This is a genomic window from Paenibacillus sp. JT22N12, from assembly GCF_056269365.1.
In genome coordinates, this window is sequence record NZ_JBWDNU010000015.1 from 1 (window position 1) to 19743 (window position 19743).

Genomic DNA, 19743 nt, shown 5'->3' on the forward strand with positions numbered 1-19743 from the left:
CTGGCAGTTGCAGAATTTGGACTGACAACTGAGCTGCATAAATCAGCAGCTAGCAGTTGCAGAATTTGGACTGACAACTGAGCTGCATAAATCAGCAGCTAGCAGTTGCAGAATTTGGACTGACAACTGAGCTGCATAAATCAGCAGCTAGCAGTTGCAGTGGGGGGTACATCATTTTTGAGCACTGCGAAAATCAAAACCGTCATCGAAGAAATGGTTCAGCCCTTTTTTGACGAACATGGATTTGAGCTTGTTGATGTGGAATATGTGAAGGAAGGCAGCAACTGGTTTCTTCGCATCTTTGTCGACAAGGAAGGCAACATCGATATTGATGAATGTGGACGAATCAGCGAGTTTATAAGCGAGAAGCTTGACGAGAGTGATCCGATTACCGAGGCTTATTTTCTCGAAGTATCGTCGCCCGGCGCGGAAAGACCGCTTAAGAAGCCTCAAGATGTCAGCAAAGCAATCGGCAAGCATGTGTTTGTTACAACCTATGAGCCGGTAAGCGGAGCCAAAGAGTTTGAGGGTACGCTTCTTTCGTTTGACGGTGAAGAAGTTGTCATTGATATGGGCAAAAAGAAGTACACCATTCCATATGCGAAAGTGGCAAGCGCCCGTTTGGCCATCGTTTTCTAACACAATAGCCGCGCATCTGGTTTATAACTGGCATGACCTAACCACATGGTACGATTCGAAAGGGGGAACTCATTTCCAATGAGCATGGATTTTATAGAAGCACTGTCGGAAATCGAGCGGGAAAAGGGAATAAGCAAAGATATTTTAATAGAAGCGCTGGAAGCTGCTCTTATTTCCAGCTACAAACGCAATTTTAACACCGCCCAGAACGTGAGGGTTGATATTAACCGGTTTACCGGAGTGATTAAAGTCTACGCCCGCAAGACGGTTGTGGATGAGGTTTTCGATCCGCGCCTGGAGATTTCGGTTGAAGCATCACGCGAGCTGAACCCGCATTACCAGCTGGATGATATTGCCGAAATTGAAGTGACGCCGCGTGACTTTGGACGCATTGCCGCACAAACGGCCAAGCAAGTGGTAACCCAGCGTATCCGCGAAGCGGAGCGGGGGCTCATTTACAATGCGTTTATCGATAAAGAGGAAGATATCGTCAACGGTATCGTGCAGCGTCAGGATGTCCGCAATTTGTTCATTGATCTGGGCAAAGTTGAAGCTGTACTGCCGCTTACCGAACTGATGCCGACAGATAAATTCAAGCATGGCGACCGCGTCAAGTCGTTTATAACCAAGGTTGAGAACACGACAAAAGGACCGCAAATCTTTCTTTCACGTACGCATCCGGGATTGCTAAAGCGTCTGTTTGAGCTGGAAGTACCGGAGATCTATGATGGCGTTGTGGAAATCCGTTCAGTAGCCAGGGAAGCGGGCTTCCGCTCGAAGATAGCCGTTCATTCGCGCAATGACGAGGTGGATCCGGTTGGTTCCTGCGTAGGACAAAAAGGGATGCGCGTGCAAATGATTGTGACGGAGCTCAAAGGCGAGAAGATCGACATCGTCCGGTGGTCGGACAGCGTGGAAGAGTATGTGGCGAATGCGCTTAGTCCTTCCAAAGTGCTGGAAGTTATCGTATACGAGCAGGAAAAGATGGCGCGTGTCATTGTGCCGGACTATCAACTATCGCTCGCCATCGGCATTAAAGGACAAAACGCCCGGTTGGCAGCCAAGCTGACAGGGTGGAAAATCGATATAAAAAGCGAAACGCAAGCCGAGCAGGAATATGGTCGCCCGAAATCTGCAATGAGCACCATGCATCAGGATTCCGTCTCCGTCGACTAGCGTAAGCTTTATACGGCGTTTGCTGTTTGAAGCGCCTGACGCCACAGGAGGGATGGAAGATGAGACCCAGAAAAATTCCACTGCGCAAATGCGTGGCTTGCCAGGAAATGAAGCCCAAAAAGGAATTAATTCGCATTGTCCGTACTCCGGATGAGCGGATATTGATTGATTTGAAGGGCAAACAGGCAGGACGCGGCGCATACTTGTGCGGCAAAGTCTCCTGCTTCAAGCTGGCGAAGAAGACCAAGGCGCTTGACCGGGCTCTTAAACAGCCTGTTGTGATGGACATTTACGATCAGCTTGAACAGGATTTTATTGCCGTGGAGGACCGCTTTAATGCGGAAAAAGATCGGATGGATGATGATGATGATTCGGAAGGCTAAGGCCCTGTCGTCGCTGGGTATGGCGATGCGTGCAGGAAAAGTCATTTCCGGCGATGAGATCGTACTAAAGGCGGTTCGCCAAGGCAAAGCAAAGCTTGTCATTGTGGCTGGCGACGCTTCGGATAATACAAAGAAGAAATTCCAGGACAAGTGCGGAACTTACAATGTGAAGATGGTGGAGCTGTTTGACCGAATCACGCTGGGAGAATCAATCGGCAAGTCGGAGCGGGTGATCATTGCCGTAACGGAAGCGGGGTTCTCCAAGATAATTATACAAAGCTTAACCCAACCTTCGGAGGTGGAGTATATTGACTAAACAAACAGACAGTAAGGACAATAAAGATAAATTAAGGGTTTATGAATACGCAAAATCACTTAATATGAGCAGCAAAGAAATCATCACGATTCTGAAGCGTCTCAATCTGCCGGTCAACAACCATATGAGTGTTATGGAAAATGAAATGGTAGGTAAAGTCGAGGGTTTTTTCCGCGACATCAAATCCAATGCGGCTGCCAAACGCGCCCAAGAGAATGCGACAGTATCCGCAGCGGCACAATCCACTAACCGTCCAGCCCAACCGCAGCTTGAGCGCAAGCCACAGCAGAACAGCTTGCCTGCCCAGCCGCAGAATGCGGGAGCGGCGCAACAAGGCTCCACAGACCAGTCAGATGCCAACAAAAATACAAACCAGGAACGACAGGGGAATATGAACATAACCAGACCAAGTACGCCAACAGCCAGCACGAACCAGTCGCAACCGTCGCAACAGCCGCAGCAGTCTAGTCAGCCGCAGCAATCCCAGCAACCACAACAGCAGCGTCCATCTTCCTATCAAGGCAATAACCCGCGTCCAAGCGGCCAAGGCCAAGGTGGTCAGCGTCCATCCGGCGGTCAAGGAAGCAGCCAGGGCGGCCAGCGACCAAGCGGCCAAGGCGGTCAACGTCCATCAGGCGGTCAAGGAAGCAGCCAGGGCGGTCAGCGTCCAAGCGGCCAAGGCCAGGGCGGTCAGCGTCCATCCGGCGGTCAAGGAAGCAGCCAGGGCGGTCAGCGTCCGAGCGGCCAAGGTCAAGGCGGTGGACAACGTCCGTCAGGTCAAGGCAGCAGCGGCAGCCCAGGAGGCCAGCGTTTCGGTCAGAGCAGCAGCGGCGGCAGCACAGGCGCACAAGGCAGCGCGCGTTCCAATACGCCGCCGCAGAACCGTGGTACACAAGGGCGTGCATTTGACTCCCGTCCGGCACCGGGCTCGGATGACAGAGGCGGCGCGAAGAAGAAACCTGGCGGTCCTGGAGCAGGCGGCAAACGGTTTGACGACAGCCGTTCCAGCAATTTCAAAGGCAGCCGCGGCGGCAAAAACCAGCGCGGAAGAGGCAACCAGCAGCAGGAACGCAGAGAGAAAATCGACAATACGCCGAAGAAAATCATTGTACGCGGTACAATGACGGTAGGCGATCTGGCCAAATTGCTTCATAAGGATGCTTCTGAAGTCATCAAGAAGCTGATCGTCCTGGGTGTCATGGCAACCATTAACCAGGAGGTCGATCTCGATACGGTTCAACTGATCGCCAGCGAATACGGTGTAGAGGTTGAAGTGAAGATTCCGGTTGAAGAGGATGCTTTTGAAACGTTTGAAGAAACGGATGAAGCGGAGGATCTGGAATCCCGTCCGCCGGTTGTTACGATCATGGGTCACGTCGATCATGGTAAAACAACTCTGCTCGATGCCATTCGCCATACTAGCGTAACCAGCGGCGAGGCAGGCGGTATCACCCAGCATATCGGTGCTTATCAAGCCGAAATCAATCACAAGAAAATAACCTTTCTCGATACACCGGGCCATGAAGCGTTCACGCTCATGCGGGCACGGGGTGCGCAGGTAACGGATATTACCATTATCGTAGTTGCAGCTGACGATGGCGTTATGCCGCAAACGGTAGAGGCAATCAACCATGCCAAAGCTGCAGGCGTGCCGATCATCGTAGCGGTTAACAAAATCGATAAACCGGATTCCAACCCTGACAAAATCAAGCAGGAGCTGACTCCGTACGAGCTTATCCCGGAAGAGTGGGGCGGCGATACGATCTTTGTTAATGTATCGGCCAAACAGCGCATCGGACTTGAAGAACTGCTGGAGATGATCCTGCTCGTTGCTGAAGTGAACGACTACAAATCGAACCCCAACAAACGGGCTCGCGGTACCGTTATTGAAGCTGAGCTGGATAAAGGTAAAGGTCCGGTAGCACGTATTCTCGTGCAGCACGGCACATTGAAGGTCGGCGATGCCTTCGTAGCAGGCAACTGCTTCGGACGCGTACGCGCCATGGTCAATGATAAAGGCAGACGGCTGAAGGAAGCCGGACCGAGTACGCCTGTGGAAATTACGGGCTTGACTGAGGTTCCGCTTGCCGGCGATCCGTTCCTCGTGTTCGAGGATGAGCGCAAAGCAAGAGCAATCGCCGACCGCAGAGCGATCAAACAACGTGAATCCGAGCTGGGCGCCAACTCGCGCGTAACGCTTGAAGATTTGTATAAACACATTGTTGAAGGTGAAATCAAGGACCTGAATGTCATCATCAAGTCCGATGTTCAAGGTTCTTCCGAAGCCCTCAAAGGCTCGCTTGCGAAGATCGATATTCAAGGCGTCCGCGTCAAAATCATTCACAGCGGCGCAGGTGCGATTACCGAATCCGATATTAATCTGGCCTCCGCTTCCAATGCGATTGTGATCGGGTTTAACGTAAGACCAGAGCCGCAGGCGCTTGCGACAGCTGAGCAGGAAAAGGTTGATATTCGTCTCCACAGCATTATTTACAATGTAATCGACGAAATTGAGCATGCTATGAAGGGGATGCTGGATCCGATATTCAAAGAAGTCGTTATCGGCCAGGCGGAAGTCCGCAATATCTTCAAAGTCAGCAAAGTGGGTACGATTGCCGGTTGTATGGTTACTTCGGGAAAAATTGCCCGATCTGCCAAAGCCCGCTTGATCCGCGGCGGAATCGTCGTATTCGAGAGCGAGATCGAATCGCTCAAACGCTTCAAGGATGATGCCAAGGAAGTTGCGCAGGGCTACGAATGCGGAATTACACTTGAGCGGAACTTTGAACTCAAAGAAGGCGACGTGATCGAGGCCTACGTTATGGAAACAGTAGAGAGGTGATTGACCTATGGCGAAGGTTCGCGTAGGACGTGTAGGTGAACAAATCAAGAAAGAGCTGAGTACACTTATCCAGATGGAGCTTAAAGATCCGCGGATCGGCTTTATCACCGTTACCGGAGTTGAAGTGACAGGCGACTTGTCGCAGGCTAAAGTGTATTTAAGCGTACTGGGCAATGATGAGCAAAAGGAAGAAACACTCAAAGCTTTGGCACGCGGCACCGGCTTTTTACGGTCGGAGCTGGGCAAAAGAATCCGTTTTCGCCATACGCCCGAGCTGCTGTTTAAATTCGACAGCAGCATTGAGTACGGGAGCCGGATTGAATCCCTGCTCGAACAAATCAATAGCGGCAGCGGTGGCAAATGATCGCGGGGCAAGCAGCAGCTTTCCCGGCTGATTATACCAAGCAGCTGGACCAGGCTCTGCAATTCCTTCAAGGGGCAGACCGGTTTCTGATTGTTTCACATGTTCAGCCTGACGGTGATGCCATCAGCTCCACGCTGGTGGCAGGCTGGATTCTGCGTCAGCTTGGCAAGCAGTACGTCATGATGAATGAGGGAGCTGTGCCGGTAAGACTTGATTTTATGGAACAATCGGCTGCTGTTATTAATTTGAACAAAGAGCAGCCTCTCTCAGAAACGTATAACCGGATCATCGCGGTCGATTGTGCCGATTTTCGGCGCATCGGCCTCGTATCCGGTCTATTTGCCGAAGGGGCTATGCTCCTCAATATTGACCATCATCCTACCAATGACGCGTTCGGTGCAGTCAATCTGATTCGCACGGATGCAGCGGCAACTGTTGAGATCTTATACGATTTGATTATCCATGCAGGATTTGCGCTTGATTCTGAAGCGGCAACAGCTATTTATACTGGATTGCTTACGGATACGGGAGGCTTTCGCTATTCCAATACAAGCCCTTATGTGATGCAGGTGGCTTCGCAGATGCTGGCGATTGGCATTCCCAGTCATTCTATTGCAGACCGGTTGCTGGAACGTATGACCAAACCGCAGCTTTTGCTGCTGCAGCGCGGGCTTAGCCGGCTGATCTTCTCCGATGACAGCCAGATCGCATGGCTTTATATCGCCTATGAAGATATGGCGCAAACCGGAGCGATAGGCGATGATCTGGAAGGCCTGGTGAACTACGCGCTCAATGTAGAAGGCGTTGAGGTTGGCGTGTTGTTCAAAGAAACCGCAGATGGAAACGTTAAGGTAAGCATGCGTTCCTCCGGTAAAGCGGATGTTGCGGCTATCGCCAAATCATTCGGAGGCGGCGGGCATATCAGAGCAGCCGGCTGTCAGCTTGAGGGACCCCTTTCAGCTGCAATGACTAAACTGGTGAATGCGGTCAGTGAGGCGTTGGCCCAATGATGGAGGGAATTCTACCCGTTTGGAAGCCGGCTGGATGGACCTCTCATGATGTTGTTGCCAAGGTAAGAGGGATACTCCGTGTGAAAAGAATTGGTCATGCCGGCACGCTTGACCCTCAGGTTACAGGTGTCCTGCCGCTATGTATCGGACGCGCAACGCGTGTCGTTGAATATGTCCAGGAGCGGCCAAAAGCCTATGAGGCTGTTCTGCAGCTTGGTTTGGCGACAGATACGGAGGATTTGACAGGCGCTGTCATCTCGCAGGTGGACAACATTACCATTGATGAATCAGAGATCCGCCGTACACTGGCCTCCTTCGTAGGCGAGATTATGCAGGTTCCACCGATGTATTCAGCCGTTCGGGTCGAGGGGAAGAGGCTTTATGAGCTGGCTCGGGAGGGTCATATCATAGAACGCCAAGCGCGTCCCGTAACCATTTATCGGCTTGACTTGCTTGAGCTTGAGCTTGGAATGGCGCATCCCCGGATCCGTTTTTCCGTTCAATGCTCCAAAGGCACCTATATCCGCACCTTGTGCGTGGATATCGGTAAAGCGCTGGGAGTTCCTGCGGTTATGGCTGAACTTACACGTACGATGTCAGGCGGGTTCACGCGGGAGCACTGTCTGACCATGGAAGAGATTCAAAAGCTGCATGCCGCGGGAGAACTCGAGCCTAAACTGCTGCCGGCCGACTCGGCGCTGAGCCATCTGCCCAGCGGATCAGTAAATGCAGCTACCGCTCAGCATGCTTTTCAAGGCAAGCGTATTCCGTTACAAAATATTCAGACGCTGCAGCGTATAGATGACCAGTCGTTAGTTTGTCTGTATCGTGATGACGGATTGTTTCTTGGTTTATTTGAAGCAGATAAGGACACAGGCTCGTTGAAAGCGGTCAAAGTATTTACGTCCGTTTAAAATGAAGTGAAGCTCATAAAGCAGGTGTGACGGCAGTGAAAATAATCTCATTACAATATCCGGTTCAATCCTCTGAGCCCGCAAAATCAGCCCTTCCCAAGACGCTTGCCATCGGTTATTTCGATGGTGTCCACAAGGGGCATCAGAATGTCATCCGCCGCTCTGTCGAAGCTGCACGCAGTACAGGCATTGAGGCTGCGGTAATGACCTTTTACCCGCATCCGAAGGAGGTGCTGGGGCAGGGAGATCAGTATGTGAATGGCCTCACTCCATTAGAGGAGAAGATCAACCGTTTCCGTTCCCTCGGTGTGGATGTCGTGTATATCGTTCAATTCGACCTGGAATTCTCCGCAGTAACGCCGGATGAATTTGTCGAGCATGTACTGCGTCCGCTGCAGGTCAAGAAGGCAGTCGTCGGTTTTGATTTTGCATTTGGATCCCGGGGTGCGGGAAAAGCGGACACGCTTGTCGCTCTTGGCGATCCGGATATCGCTGTGGAAATCGTAGAGCCGCTAATGATCGACGGCAAAAAAGTCAGCAGTACCCTTATCCGCGAAGCGCTGGCAGAAGGCAAACTGGAAATGGCCGAGCAATTCCTCGGGGAACCCTATCATTTACAGGGAACTGTCGTCCATGGTGAAGGCAGAGGCAGCAAGATCGGATTTCCGACCGCCAACCTGGATCCGGAAACGGCTTATGTGGTTCCCCGTCAGGGTGTATATGCCATCATGGCGGAGGTGGACGGAGCGCGGATTCCCGGTGTATTGAACATCGGAGTGAAGCCAACCTTCCATGAGAATCTGACGCAACCGGTCATGGAAGCCCATTTATTTGACTTTGACGGCGACCTCTATGGCAAGTCGATTGCGATCCATTTTATTTCTTTTCTCCGCACAGAGAAGAAATTTAATTCGATTGATGAGCTGGTTGGTCAAATTCATGCCGATGCTGATAAGGCCAGAGCGATTTTGTCCCAAGGGCAGCGTTAGCCTATCATCATCTCATAAATAACCCTGCTCCATTTACTTTATATGGGCGATTATGATATACTTCTAGTCGTTGCGGAGAGATGATGCATTTTTGCACATCGCATAAGCGGCAAGAACCTTGGCTTGGCCTGCTCGATCTCACCGACGGCGGCGAGGCTAATGGCGATTATGATAAAGGAGGTGAACAAGGATGGCACTTACTCAAGAACGTAAGAATCAATTGATCGACGAGCACAAAACCCATGCGAACGACACCGGTTCTCCGGAAGTTCAAATCGCTATCCTGACGCAAAACATCGTCAATTTGACAGACCATCTTCGGGTGCACAAGAAAGATCATCACTCCCGTCGCGGCCTGCTCAAAATGGTCGGTCAACGTCGTAAGCTGTTGGCATATCTGAAAAATAAGGATGTACGACGCTACAGCGCATTGATCGAAAGACTCGGCTTGCGCCGATAAAAGATGCGAGGATAAAAGCAACCTGGTTGTCCAGCCGTCCGGGGTTCCGGTTTGGCTGCTCCGGGTTGCTTTTTGTAAATGTAACGGTATTTTGTATATAACCTCTCAAGAAACTTGCCCCATTTCTGTTATCCTAAAAAGTCTTCTTGCAGCAGGAGAACCTATATAGCTGTCGAATGAAAATCTAATAGACCATGCAGCCCGGCCCTTTATTGGCCTACCGGTTGCAGTGAGGAGGGATTCAATGTTACAACGTGTAGAAATGACGTTAGGCGGACGCCCGCTCGTGCTTGAGACGGGTCGACTTGCCAAGCAGGCAAACGCAGCAGTTACGGTTAAATACGGTGAAACTGTCGTACTCTGTACGGTCGTGGCGTCCAATGAGCCTAAGCCGCTCGATTTTTTCCCGTTAACCGTCAATTATGAAGAACGTTTATATGCGGTCGGTAAAATTCCCGGAGGATTCATTAAGCGGGAGGGACGTCCGAGCGAGAAGGCCATTCTTTCCAGCCGACTGACAGACCGTCCGATTCGCCCATTGTTTCCAGACGGATTCCGCAATGATGTGCAGATCGCCAATATCGTGATGAGTGTGGACCAGGATTGCGCTCCGGAAATCGCAGCCATGATTGGAACATCCGCAGCCTTGACGATTTCGGATTTGCCGTTTAACGGACCGATTGGCGGGGTCATTGTCGGTCGCATCGACGGGGAGTTTATCATCAACCCTACGGTTGAGCAGGAGAAGAAGAGCGAGGTTTATGTAGTCGTTTCCGGTACGAAGGATGCCATCATGATGGTTGAGGCGGAAGCGAATGAAGTGCCGGAATCGATTATTCTGGAAGCAATCATGTTCGGCCATGATGAGATCAAGAAAATCGTTGCGACGATAGAAGAACTCCATGGTTTGGCTGGTAAAACAAAAATGGAAGTCAAGCTGCACGCCAGTGATGAGCAAGTGAACGCAGCGGTTCGCGCTTTTGCGTCGGCCCGTCTGGTCGAAGCTGTCCGCATTATTGAGAAGCATGCCAGACAAGAAGCAATTGACCTTGTCAATGCTGAGACTGTTGCTCATTTCGAAGAGCAGTATGCTGATACACCGGAGCTTCTTGGCGATGTGAAAGAAGTCCTCTACGATATTGTCAAGGAAGAAGTAAGGCGTCTGATCACGCATGATAAAGTACGTCCGGATGGACGGGCATTGAGTGAAATCCGCCCTATCGATTGCGATGTTGCTATCCTGCCGCGCACACACGGATCGGGATTATTCACGCGTGGCCAAACGCAGGCGCTTAGCATTTGTACACTTGGACCGCTTGGAGATGTACAGATACTCGACGGTATCGATTTGGCTGAAACCAAACGCTTCATGCACCATTATAATTTCCCTCCATTCAGCGTAGGCGAGGCCAGACCGCTTCGTCCGCCGGGACGTCGTGAAATCGGACATGGTGCGCTTGGAGAGAGAGCCTTGTCGAAGGTCATACCTTCGGAAGCGGAGTTCCCTTATGCGATTCGTCTGGTGTCTGAGGTGCTGGAATCCAACGGTTCGACAAGCCAGGCGAGTATTTGCGCAAGCACGCTGGCAATGATGGATGCAGGGGTACCGATTAAAGCGCCTGTTGCGGGTATTGCAATGGGGCTGATCAAGGACGGAGACCATTTCGCGATTCTCAGCGATATCCAGGGGATGGAAGACCATCTCGGGGATATGGACTTCAAGGTAGCTGGAACAGCCAAAGGCGTTACCGCGATTCAAATGGATATCAAAATTGACGGTATTGACCGTGCTATTCTTGAGGAATCACTTGAACAGGCGCGTCAGGGGCGCATGCACATTCTTGGCAAAATGCTTGAGGTTATGCAGCAGCCGCGCAAAGAATTGTCCCCTTATGCTCCTAAAATCGTGATTATGAATATTCACCCGGACAAAATCCGTGATGTTATCGGTGCCGGCGGTAAAGTCATTAACAAAATCATTGACGAAACCGGCGTAAAAATCGATATCGAACAGGATGGCACTGTCTTTATCGCCTCCTCGAACGCGGAAGCCATTGATCGGGCCAAACAAATCATTGAAGGCATTGTCCGCGAGGTAATTGTCGGCGAGATTTATTTGGGAACGGTCAGACGCATCGAGAAATTCGGCTGCTTCGTCGAAATTTTACCGGGTAAGGATGGACTGGTGCATATTTCGCAGCTGTCGACTGAGCGTGTCGCCAAAGTTGAGGATGTCGTCAAAGTCGGCGATCAAATCACAGTTAAAGTGACGGAAATCGATCAGCAAGGACGCGTTAATCTTTCCCGTAAAGCAGTTCTGACGGCCGAGGCTCCTGCTCAATCGTAACAAGTATACTTACAAACCAATAATTTTTGGATATTCAAGAAGAGAGAGCCAGATTTCATCTGTCTCTTTTTATTTTGTACATAATATCAGCCGTAATAAAGAAACATCGTCCGGCAGCTCTGTTCTTCTACACCTCTTACATATTGTGGACAAAGCCATAATATGATGAATAAGAAGGGTGGGACAAAGCGATGAAGCTGAAGAAAGCGATCATAATGACGGTTTTCATGTGTGCGCTGCTGCTGGTTTTCGGGTTAAGCGGTGATTTATCGGCCTACCTGGCTGAATTGAAACAGGGAAAGGCTGCTACAGCTTTGGGAATTGATATTTCCTCAGATTCTGTCAGGCAGCAGTTGAAGGACGCTATAGAGAATGAAGCTGTCAAACGCCGCATTGCCCCTGTTGATGCCAGGCTTGACCGCGTATGGAAGGCGATTCCGGGTTATAACGGGCTAGAGGTTGATGTGGATCAAACCTATCGGCTGATGCGCGATGCGCCGGAGAACAGCCCGATCCGTTTCATGTATAAGGAAATTTCCCCAGCGATCAGCCTGGAGCAGTTGGGAAGACAGCCGATCTACAAGGGCAATCCCAATAAGCCGATGGCAGCGCTTATGATCAATGTAGCGTGGGGCAATGAGTTTCTTGAACCGATGCTCAAGACGCTGGAGGAGCAAAATGTAAAGGCGACCTTCTTTTTCGATGGGTCGTGGCTGAAAAAAAATACCGACATGGCCCGTCTGATTCAATCCAAGGGGCATGAGCTGTCCAATCATGCCTATTCTCATCCTGATATGAGCAAGCTTGACCGGCAATCCGCTTTCAATCAAATCGCCAAAACGGAAGCGCTGCTGAAGTCAACCTTCAATGTTTCCAATGTGTGGTTTGCGCCGCCTTCCGGGGATTTTAATCAGATGACGATCGAGGTGGCGGCGGAGCAGGGGTTAAAAACTGTGCTTTGGACCCTCGACACCGTGGATTGGCAGCATCCTCCGGCCGCATCGATCGTGAACAAAATCCGGACCCGTGTCGAGCCGGGATCACTGATTCTCATGCATCCCACCGATTCTTCAAGTCAGGCGCTGCCGGGTATAATTGCCGCAATCAGGCAGAAAGGACTTTCCTTAGGAACGGTCAGCGAAACATTATCCCCCACGCGGGTGCATTTAGTTGAGGCGGGGCCTTAATTTTGTTATAGTGAAATCACTGATTTTGGCGATATGAACGAGTACTGCGCTTTCGAAGTGATTTTTCTGCTTGCAGAGAAGCGGTTCCATGAAGAAAGCAGAAAACTCAAAGCAAATGCTTACGAGGCCAGTTTTGCAAGCAAAACTTTTAGGAGGAAAATAAGTGAACAATTATACACTCAGCAACGGGATGCGGGTAGTGGTGGAGTACATACCAACCTTTCGTTCCGTGGCTTTCGGGATATGGGTTAAGACGGGTTCGCGTAATGAGACGCCAGTCAATAACGGAATTTCCCATTTTATTGAGCACATGCTTTTTAAAGGAACAGCCAGACGAAGCGCGAAGGACATTGCCGATTTGTTTGATGGCATAGGCGGCAACATCAATGCATTCACAGCCAAAGAATATACATGCTATTACGCCAAGGTGCTGGATCAGCATCTGCCTATCGCGGTTGATGCTTTAGCGGATATGTTCTTTGAGTCGGTGATGGACGCCGGTGAATTAAGCAAAGAGAAGAATGTCATTCTTGAGGAAATATCCATGTACGAGGATACGCCTGATGACAAGGTGCATGATGAAGCATCACGCGCTTCTTACGGGGACCATCCGCTTGCCTACTCGATTCTTGGGCTGGAGGAGCGTCTGAATGCCATGGATGGCGATACACTCCGCGGCTATATGCGCAATCATTACCGGATCGACAACACTGTAATCAGTGTCGCGGGCAACGTCGAGGAAGGTCCTCTGCTTGAGCTGCTGGAGAAGCAGTTCGGCGGATTTAAGAATAAAGGCTCGGAAAGCATTTTGGAAGCACCTGACTTTAACGGCCAATATTTATTTCATAAGAAAAAAACAGAGCAAAATCACATCTGCCTGACCTTTCCCGGGTGCTCGATCGCCGATCCTCAGCTGTACGCGATGATTCTGCTGAACAACGCGTTGGGAGGCGGAATGAGCTCCAGGCTTTTTCAGGAGATTCGCGAGAAACGCGGTTTGGCTTATTCGGTGTACTCGTATCACTCCTCCCATGCGGATAGCGGCTTGTTTACGATTTATGCCGGAACCGCACCGAAACAAACGAAGGAAGTGCTCGATCTCACGCTGGAGCAATTGCATGACTTGGCAGCCAAGGGCCTCTCCGACAGCGAGCTGCATCGGGGCAAGGAACAGCTCAAGGGCAGTTTGATCCTCAGTCTGGAAAGCACAAGCAGCCGAATGAACCGGCTGGGGAAGAACGAGCTTATGATCGGCCGTCATTATACGCTTGATGAGATGCTGCTACGGATCGATTCTGTACAAATGAGCGATATTCAAGCCGTTACCAAGCAAATGCTCTCCGTTCCGTTTGCGGTAGCAATGGTAGGATCCAATGATAAAGCGGCTGCCGCTCTCGGGAGGGATAGTCTTGTTTCAAGTATTGTTTAAACGATTGCCGGGCAATGAAGAACTGGTGCTTCCCCGCAGGATGTCGGAATTGGCAGCGGGATTTGACCTGCAGGCGGCTGTTGATGAACCCGTGACGCTCGCTCCAGGCGAACGCAAGCTTATTCCGACAGGTTTCTCAATGGCCATGCCGGCGGAGCTGGAAGCCCAGATCCGCCCGCGCAGCGGCCTGGCATACAAGCATGGAATCACCTGCCTGAATTCACCAGGAACGATTGACGCTGATTATCGGGGAGAAGTAAAAGTGCTTCTCGTCAACCTCGGGGAGGAACCATTCGTCATCGAGCGGGGGGAGCGGATTGCTCAAATGCTGTTTCAGATCGTGCCGGCAATCAAAATTACGGAAGCAGAGGAATTGCCGGATACGGTTCGCGGAGCAGGCGGCTTCGGCCACACCGGAGTTTAACATAACTCAATATTCATCCGATTCATATTAAAAATATTACGGCCATAATAAACCCGGTGCGGATGCATCGGGTTTTATTTTGCCTGTTTTCGCCTTTGGTATCGGCAAAGTGCCAGGCCTTGGGGCTTTCAAACCAATGCGAAAACCTCAAATGGCGTATTTTCCTTTTCACCCCTTTTGGGCCTTGGCATAAGATAATCTATATCCGAGGATACGAATGTCGTGACGGATGAAGGGAGAAAGGAGTGATACCCTTATGCTGACAGGGGTTCAGGTCGTGCTGCTGGGTGGCGATGCCAGACAGCTTGAGGTTATCCGCAAGCTGACGGAGCTGGATGCGGCTGTAACGGTTGCCGGATTTGATCAGCTTCACACCCCGCTGGATGGAGCAGTACACGCGGAATTGAGCGCTGATTTATTTCCAGGCGCCGATGCGCTTGTGCTCCCGGCGGTCGGGACCGATGATGACGGAACGATTCCGGCTGTCTTTAGCGACCGCGAGCTTATTTTGGCGGAAGAACATATTGCTCTTTTGCCAAAACACTGCAAGGTTTATACAGGTATGGCGAAGCCATATTTACGTGAGGCTTGCCAGAGGCAGTCTATCGCGCTGGTTGAGCTTTTCGATCGTGACGATGTGGCGATTTACAATTCAATCCCGACAGCCGAAGGCGCCGTAATGATGGCGATTCAACATACGGACATTACCATCCACAGCTCATCCTGCATGGTGCTGGGTATTGGACGGACGGGAATGACGATGGCCCGGACGCTCCAGGGACTAGGGGCAAAAGTAAAGGTTGGCGTAAGAAGGGAAGAGCATTTTGCAAGGGCTTTGGAGATGGGTTTTGAGCCTTTTTATATCACGGATTTGCAGCAGCATGTGAGTAATATTGACTTGCTTTTTAACACAATTCCGACTATGATAGTCACAGCGCAAATTATAGCGAATTTGCCTTCGCGAGCGGTCATTATCGACCTCGCTTCCAAGCCGGGCGGAACGGATTTTCGCTTCGCTGAGAAGCGGGGCATTAAAGCGTTGCTCGCCCCCGGTCTACCAGGTATCGTCGCACCGAAAACCGCTGGACGCATCATTGCGGATTGTTTGAGTCGGTTGATTACGGAAGATACCAGGCAACGGGGGAATGCGCAATGAAATGGCAGGGCAAAACGGTAGGCTATGCCTTATCCGGTTCACATTGTACGTTTGCGGAAGTAATGCCGGTCATCCAGCGATTTGTTGATGAAGGTGCGAATGTCGTTCCGATTGTGACTCAAACACTTATGACGACAGACACCCGTTTCGGCACTTCAGAGGATTGGCAGCGGCAGTTGAAGATGATTACGGGCAATGATATTATTTCGACTATTGTAGAGGCTGAACCGCTGGGCCCCTCAAAGCTCCTTGATGTGCTGGTTATTGCACCGTGCACAGGAAATACAACGAGCAAGCTTGCCAATGCAATGACAGACAGTCCCGTACTAATGGCTGCCAAAGCCCAGATGCGTAATCTGCGGCCGCTCGTGCTGGCCATTTCCACTAACGACGGGCTCGGACTGAATGCGGCGAATATCGCCAAATTGCTTGTTTGCAAAAATGTTTATTTTGTTCCATTCGGGCAAGACAATCCGGTGCAAAAGCCGAATTCGCTTGTAGCCAAGATGGATTTGATACCCGAAGCCTGCGAAGCGGCTCTTCAAGGTAAACAGCTGCAGCCGTTATTGATTGACCGTTCCCTGGGATAAGCAGGAATGGCCGATGGCAGCTCGATTATAGAATATTTATATTCCCATCCGATATTTATTTCTATAAGCTGCGAGGGAAGAGGAAGAGATCTTTCCTCCAAGTTTCTTCCGGTATTTTAGTATGCAATTGGAGCAATCCTTGACATAAGTTTCATTTTGAGAGGAGACGACATATGTCGAATCAAAAATTGTTTAACGTTGCCGTAGTTGGGGCAACAGGCGCAGTAGGAGAACAAATTATAGGTCTGCTTGAAAAACGGAATTTTCCGATTGCCGCGCTAAAGCTGCTTTCTTCCGCACGCTCAGCCGGTACGAAGATTATGTTCAAGGGTCAGGAGCATATAGTAGAGGAAGCAACGCCGGAGAGCTTTAAAGATGTGGAGATCGCATTATTCAGCGCTGGCGGCGATGTGACGAAGGCGCTTGCCCCTCATGCAATCGAGCATGGGGCGGTCTGCATCGACAATACGAATGCTTTCCGGATGGATCCCGAAACTCCGCTTGTTGTGCCGGAAGTGAACATTGATAAAATAAGCGAGCATAAAGGTCTTATTGCAAATCCTAACTGTTCAACCATTCAGATGGTTGCCGCGCTTAAACCGCTGCTGGACCGTTACGGCATCTCCCGTATTATTGTCTCGACGTATCAGGCCGTATCCGGAGCTGGAAGCCGGGCTATAGAAGAGATGCTGCGCCAGACGCGCGAAGTGCTTGACGGCAATGAGCTTGTTCCGGATATTTTGCCGGTTGGCTCGCTCCCGGTCAAACATCAAATCGCCTTTAATGCAATCCCGCAAATCGATAAATTTCAGGATAATGGCTATACGCTGGAAGAGATGAAGATGATTCGGGAAACCAAAAAAATTCTGGGGGACGATTCGATTGAGGTAACGGCGACCTGCGTGCGCATACCCGTTGTCTACGGCCACTCGGAATCCGTTTATGTTGAATTAAAGAATGATTACGACCTTGAAGATGTCAAAAAGCTGCTGGGAGACGCCCCAGGCGTTGTTCTCGTAGATGATCCGGCCAATCAGCTCTACCCGCTGGCGACGGATGCTGCCGGTATACCGGATGTATTCGTCGGTCGTCTGCGTCGTGATTTTGGCTCCTCCCGCGGCCTCAATATGTGGATCGTTTCCGACAATCTGCTCAAAGGCGCAGCATGGAACGCAGTTCAAATTGCGGAATATATCGCAATCGGCAAATAATAGGATAAGCAGCATGGGCAGCTGGTCAAACATGAATGATCCGGCATCTAAAAAGTGCGGATACGGAGGTTTGACAATGGGCATCCTCGTCCAGAAATTCGGTGGAACCTCGCTGTCCACCGGGGAAGCAAGAGACTTTGTGCTTCGTCATATCGAAAGAGAGCGGCAACGACAGCATCAGCTTGTCGTTGTCGTCTCTGCTATGGGGCGTCAGGGTGATCCTTACGCGACGGACACGCTGCTCTCGCTTCTTCCCGATCATGGAGCGGGTTTGCCGGCCAGGGAGCGTGATATGCTTCTTGGCTGCGGCGAAATCATATCGGCAGCTATGCTTTGCGGACTTTTACGTGCACACTCGATACCTGCTGTTGCTTTGACAGGGGGTGCGGCGGGTATTTTGACCGATAATCAATTCGGTCGTGCACGAATTGTCGAAATACGTACGGAGCGAATACTCCAATTTTTGCAGGACGGCAATGTAGTGATCGTCACCGGATTTCAGGGTATGACGGAAGCCGGTGAGACAACGACGCTGGGACGCGGGGGCAGCGATACTTCAGCCACCGCGATAGGTGCCGCCTTGAAGGCGGACAGAGTCGATATCTATACCGATGTCAACGGCATATTAACGGCTGATCCGCGCCTGGTTGAGGACGCGCGCCCGATTCCGGTTGTCGGTTATACGGAAATTTGCAATATGGCCCGGCAGGGAGCCAAAGTGATTCATCCCCGTGCCGTTGAAATTGCCCAGCAGGCCCGGATCCCGCTTCGCGTCCGTTCAACCTTCTCGGAGGATGAAGGGACACTGGTGACCGACACATTGAATCTTACTCAGTCCGCGATGGTTCGCGACCGCTATGTAACAGGCGTAGCTCATGTTAGCGGAGTTACGCAAATTACGGTTCATGCGCAAGACGGGCATAATGATGTTCAGCTTCAGGTATTTCAGGCGATGGCGCGGCATCATATCAGTGTGGATTTTATTAATGTGACACCTGGCGGAGCGGTTTATACGGTTTTTGATCAGGATGCCCGGCAGGCGGTTGCGGTTTTGCAGGCGATCGGATATGCACCGATCGCAGTTAGCGGCTGCGCCAAAATATCTGTAATCGGCGGGGGAATGAACGGTGTTCCCGGGATTATGGCCAAAATCGTGGAGGCGCTAACAGCTCAGGGAATTCCGATTCTGCAATCGGCCGACTCCAACACTACGATATGGGTGCTGGTCAGCGAGAGTTTCATGGTAGACGCCTTAAGGGCCCTGCATGCGAAATTCTCGCTGCACGAATAAATGTTTGAAACGATGTTTAGGAGGAGTCATAATGGATTTCGGAAGATTGGTTACCGCCATGGTAACTCCGTTCGATGCGGAAGGAGCGATTGACTGGGAAGCGACCGGCCGCGTTGTCGATTATTTGATTGATGAACATTTGAACGACAGCATCGTGGTTTCCGGAACCACCGGAGAATCACCGACGCTGACGGATGATGAGAAAATTGCTTTGTTCAAATACGTTGTTAAGCACGCTAACGGCCGCTGCAAGGTCATAGCGGGAACCGGCAACAATGATACAGCCCACTCCCTTCAAATGACCCAGCTTGCTGAGCAATGCGGCGTAGATGGCGTTCTGCTCGTGGTTCCTTACTACAACCGGCCAAGCCAAGAAGGCATTTACCAGCACTTTAAATGTATTGCCGAGGGCACTTCGCTGCCGGTTATGCTTTATAATGTTCCTGGCCGTACGGTCGTGAGCATGACAGCCCAAACGACGCTGCGTCTGGCGCAAATACCTAATATCGTGGCAACCAAGGAATGTGCATCGACAGATCAGGTGACCCAAATAGCTGCTGCAGCTCCGGAAGGCTTCCGGGTGTACAGCGGTGACGATGGCGCGGGACTACCGATGATGTCTGTCGGCGCATATGGTATCGTCAGCGTAGCCAGCCACATTATTGGCCGTGAAATGAAACAGATGATTGAGTCCTTCGTCAACGGAGACGTTGCGGCAGCAGCCAGGATTCACGCATCCTGTCATCCGATTTTCAAAGGCTTGTTTGAACTGCCGCATCTCGTTCCCAATCCGGTTCTGGTTAAAGCAGCACTGGCGATTCGCGGCATTCCTGTCGGCGGAGTGCGCTTGCCGCTCGTGGGACCTACGGAAGAAGAGCTTGCTGCTCTTCGTGAGTTATTGAATTCTTGAGTTGCTTGCAGCTCTTTATGCAGCACTCACCAAAAACCGGTGCGTTTGCATCGGTTTTTTTATTGTCATAAATATAGCTTTAACATCGGGAAGAAACTAACTTCG

At 50.9% G+C, this 19743-nt stretch carries 19 protein-coding genes; all 19 read left to right on the plus strand.

The features are described from left to right. Positions 1-177 precede the first annotated feature (177 nt). The 19 genes from rimP to dapA all read left to right on the plus strand — a co-directional run bounded on the left by rimP (position 178) and on the right by dapA (position 19638). Positions 178-639 (plus strand): ribosome maturation factor RimP, encoded by a 462-nt coding sequence (gene rimP / locus AC0YOA_RS32385; protein ID WP_210041131.1) that lies wholly within the window; start codon positions 178-180, stop codon positions 637-639. A 78-nt stretch (positions 640-717) separates the two neighbouring features. Next, positions 718-1815, plus strand: a complete 1098-nt coding sequence (nusA, locus tag AC0YOA_RS32390; RefSeq protein WP_210041129.1) for a transcription termination factor NusA — start codon at positions 718-720, stop codon at positions 1813-1815. Between the two features lie 59 nt (positions 1816-1874). Further along, positions 1875-2198, plus strand: a complete 324-nt coding sequence (gene rnpM / locus AC0YOA_RS32395; protein ID WP_475790118.1) for an RNase P modulator RnpM — start codon at positions 1875-1877, stop codon at positions 2196-2198. Further along, positions 2152-2514 (plus strand): L7Ae/L30e/S12e/Gadd45 family ribosomal protein, encoded by a 363-nt coding sequence (locus tag AC0YOA_RS32400; protein ID WP_475790119.1) that lies wholly within the window; start codon positions 2152-2154, stop codon positions 2512-2514. The genes rnpM and AC0YOA_RS32400 overlap by 47 nt, the downstream gene beginning before the upstream one ends. Continuing rightward, positions 2507-5356: a translation initiation factor IF-2 gene (infB, locus tag AC0YOA_RS32405; protein ID WP_475790120.1), complete on the plus strand. Its 2850-nt coding sequence runs from the start codon at positions 2507-2509 to the stop codon at positions 5354-5356. Before AC0YOA_RS32400 ends, infB begins: the two co-directional genes overlap by 8 nt. 7 nt (positions 5357-5363) lie before the next feature. After that, positions 5364-5720, plus strand: coding sequence for a 30S ribosome-binding factor RbfA (gene rbfA, locus AC0YOA_RS32410; protein ID WP_210041123.1), 357 nt, complete (start codon positions 5364-5366; stop codon positions 5718-5720). Further along, positions 5717-6730 carry a DHH family phosphoesterase gene (locus AC0YOA_RS32415; protein ID WP_475790121.1) on the plus strand — a complete coding sequence of 338 codons (1014 nt, stop codon included), beginning with the start codon at positions 5717-5719 and terminating at the stop codon, positions 6728-6730. Before rbfA ends, AC0YOA_RS32415 begins: the two co-directional genes overlap by 4 nt. Further along, positions 6730-7644, plus strand: a complete 915-nt coding sequence (gene truB / locus AC0YOA_RS32420) for a tRNA pseudouridine(55) synthase TruB (protein ID WP_475790231.1) — start codon at positions 6730-6732, stop codon at positions 7642-7644. Before AC0YOA_RS32415 ends, truB begins: the two co-directional genes overlap by 1 nt. Positions 7645-7679: 35 nt before the next feature. Further along, a complete protein-coding gene (locus AC0YOA_RS32425) occupies positions 7680-8633 on the plus strand; it encodes a bifunctional riboflavin kinase/FAD synthetase (protein WP_475790122.1) in 954 nt (317 codons plus the stop codon). A gap of 190 nt (positions 8634-8823) precedes the next feature. Further along, positions 8824-9093: a 30S ribosomal protein S15 gene (gene rpsO, locus AC0YOA_RS32430; protein WP_188992490.1), complete on the plus strand. Its 270-nt coding sequence runs from the start codon at positions 8824-8826 to the stop codon at positions 9091-9093. Positions 9094-9337: 244 nt separating this feature from the next. Continuing rightward, positions 9338-11440 (plus strand): polyribonucleotide nucleotidyltransferase, encoded by a 2103-nt coding sequence (pnp, locus tag AC0YOA_RS32435; protein ID WP_210041117.1) that lies wholly within the window; start codon positions 9338-9340, stop codon positions 11438-11440. Positions 11441-11631: 191 nt separating this feature from the next. Next, the gene (locus AC0YOA_RS32440) at positions 11632-12627 is read left to right on the plus strand and encodes a polysaccharide deacetylase family protein (RefSeq protein WP_475790123.1); all 996 of its coding nucleotides are present in this window, start codon (positions 11632-11634) and stop codon (positions 12625-12627) included. Positions 12628-12790: 163 nt separating this feature from the next. Continuing rightward, positions 12791-14056: a M16 family metallopeptidase gene (locus AC0YOA_RS32445; protein WP_475790124.1), complete on the plus strand. Its 1266-nt coding sequence runs from the start codon at positions 12791-12793 to the stop codon at positions 14054-14056. After that, positions 14001-14480 carry a dUTP diphosphatase gene (gene dut / locus AC0YOA_RS32450; protein WP_210041111.1) on the plus strand — a complete coding sequence of 160 codons (480 nt, stop codon included), beginning with the start codon at positions 14001-14003 and terminating at the stop codon, positions 14478-14480. Before AC0YOA_RS32445 ends, dut begins: the two co-directional genes overlap by 56 nt. A 256-nt stretch (positions 14481-14736) precedes the next feature. Then, the gene (gene dpsA / locus AC0YOA_RS32455) at positions 14737-15636 is read left to right on the plus strand and encodes a dipicolinate synthase subunit DpsA (RefSeq protein ID WP_475790125.1); all 900 of its coding nucleotides are present in this window, start codon (positions 14737-14739) and stop codon (positions 15634-15636) included. Beyond that, on the plus strand, positions 15633-16226 hold the full coding sequence (locus AC0YOA_RS32460) for a dipicolinate synthase subunit B (RefSeq protein WP_210041107.1): 594 nt from the start codon (positions 15633-15635) through the stop codon (positions 16224-16226). Before dpsA ends, AC0YOA_RS32460 begins: the two co-directional genes overlap by 4 nt. A gap of 173 nt (positions 16227-16399) precedes the next feature. Continuing rightward, positions 16400-17437: an aspartate-semialdehyde dehydrogenase gene (locus AC0YOA_RS32465; protein WP_475790126.1), complete on the plus strand. Its 1038-nt coding sequence runs from the start codon at positions 16400-16402 to the stop codon at positions 17435-17437. A gap of 76 nt (positions 17438-17513) precedes the next feature. After that, on the plus strand, positions 17514-18728 hold the full coding sequence (gene dapG / locus AC0YOA_RS32470) for an aspartate kinase (protein ID WP_475790127.1): 1215 nt from the start codon (positions 17514-17516) through the stop codon (positions 18726-18728). A 31-nt stretch (positions 18729-18759) separates the two neighbouring features. Continuing rightward, positions 18760-19638 carry a 4-hydroxy-tetrahydrodipicolinate synthase gene (dapA, locus tag AC0YOA_RS32475; RefSeq protein WP_475790128.1) on the plus strand — a complete coding sequence of 293 codons (879 nt, stop codon included), beginning with the start codon at positions 18760-18762 and terminating at the stop codon, positions 19636-19638. Positions 19639-19743 lie beyond the last annotated feature (105 nt).